The 1,868-nt window shown below is 71.3% G+C and carries 1 protein-coding gene; it reads left to right on the top strand.

What is annotated here, in order from left to right; genetic code table 11:
* On the top strand, window positions 1-1,868 hold a 1,868-nt coding region (locus ABD308_RS17615), incomplete at both ends, for a condensation domain-containing protein (protein WP_344335430.1).

The raw sequence follows: 1,868 nt of genomic DNA, 5'->3' as shown, positions 1-1,868 counted from the left end.
CGGGTCTGGGTGCGCTGGCGCATCAGGATGTGCCGTTCGAGTACCTGGTCGAGGAGCTGAATCCCCGGCGGTCGGCGGCGCGGCATCCGCTGTTCCAGGTGATGCTGGCGTTGCAGAACACCGAGCAGGCGCGGTTCGAGCTTCCGGGCCTGGCCGTGGCGGTGGAGCCGGTGGGTTCGGGCGTGTCCCGGGTCGACCTCACGCTCAGCCTCGTCGAGGAACCCGATGGCGGGATGCGCGGGGTCGCGGAGTTCGCGACGGATCTGTTCGACCGGGCCACCGTCGAGACGTTCCTGGGCCGGTGGGTGCGACTGCTGGAGCAGATGACCGCGCGCCCCGAACTGCCGGTCGGCCAGGCCGACATCCTCACCCCCGACGAACACCGCGAACTGTCACGGCTGGACTACGTCCTGGACCGCAACCTCCGGCTCGTGCCGCGAGGAGTCGTGGGCGAGCTGTACGCCAGGGGCGCGGAGGGCGACCTGGTCGGCACCGACCCGGAGCGCTGGGTGCCGGACCCGTTCGGCACGCCGGACGCGCGGATGTACCGCACAGGTGACCTGGCCCGCCGCCGGCCCGACGACGGGCGGCTGGAACTCGTCGGCCCCGCCGACCCGCAGGCGGCCGCTCTGGAGATCGAAGCCGTCCTGCGGACACTGCCAGGCGTCGCCGAGACCACCGTCGTGGTGGACGTGGCGGCGGCGCGATCGGTCGCCTATGTGGTGCCGCTCGTCCTGAACCAGTTCTCCGTGTCGCGTTTGCACGAGGACCTCAAGCACCGGTTGCCGGAACACCGGCTGCCCGCTGCGATCATGTCCGTCCCCGCCCTCCCGCTGACGGCGGACGGTTCGCTCGACCGGGCCGCCCTGCCCGACCCCGACTACGCGCCGCAGTCGATGCGGACACCGCGGTCGCCGCAGGAGGAGATCCTTTGCGGTCTGTTCGCGGAGGTGCTGGGGGTCGACCGGGTCGGGATCGACGACGGGTTCTTCGGTCTGGGTGGTCATTCGCTGCTGGCGACGCGGCTGGTGAGCCGGGTGCGTTCGGTGCTGGGCTCGGAGTTGCCGTTGCGGGCGGTGTTCGAGTCGCCGACCGTGGCGGGTCTGGCGGAGCGGCTGGGTTCCGGTGGTGCGGTGCGGCCGGTGCTGGCGGCGGGGGTGCGGCCGGAGCCGTTGCCGTTGTCGTTCGCGCAGCGGCGTCTGTGGTTCCTGCATCGGCTGGAGGGGCCGTCGGCGACCTACAACATGCCGTTGGCGTTGCGCCTGTCGGGTGCGGTGGACCGGGATGCGCTGGCGGCCGCGTTGGATGACGTGGTGGGTCGGCACGAGTCGCTGCGGACGGTGTTCGCGGAGGTGGACGGTGAGGCCTGCCAGCGGGTGCTGACCGGGATCCGGGCGCCGTTCGAGGTGCGCGAGGTCGACGCCGGCGGGCTGGGTGACGCGTTGGCGGGTGCGGCGCGCTACGCCTTCGATCTGGCGGCCGAAGTGCCCATTCGTTCGTGGCTGTTCAGTACGGGTCCGTCGGAGCATGTTCTGCTCGTGGTGCTGCATCACATCGCGGGGGACGGCTGGTCCATGGTGCCGCTGGCGCGTGATCTGACCGAGGCCTACGCGGCCCGGCTGGAGGGCGAGGCGCCGAAGTGGGAGCCGCTGCCGGTGCAGTACGCGGACTACGCGTTGTGGCAGCGCGATCTCCTGGACAAGGTCCGGGATGCCGAAATCTCGTACTGGCGTGACCAGTTGGCTTCCCTTCCGGAGGAGGTGAGCCTTCCCGCCGACCGTGCCCGGCCGGCTGTGGCCTCGTATGCGGGAGAGACGACGTCCTTCGTCCTCGGTCCGGATCTGCATCGCGCGCTGAGCGAGGTCGCG

Origin of the sequence: Kitasatospora putterlickiae (assembly GCF_039527695.1) — a bacterium.
GTDB lineage: Bacteria > Actinomycetota > Actinomycetes > Streptomycetales > Streptomycetaceae > Kitasatospora > Kitasatospora putterlickiae.
This window is presented reverse-complemented; position numbering and strand designations above follow the sequence as displayed.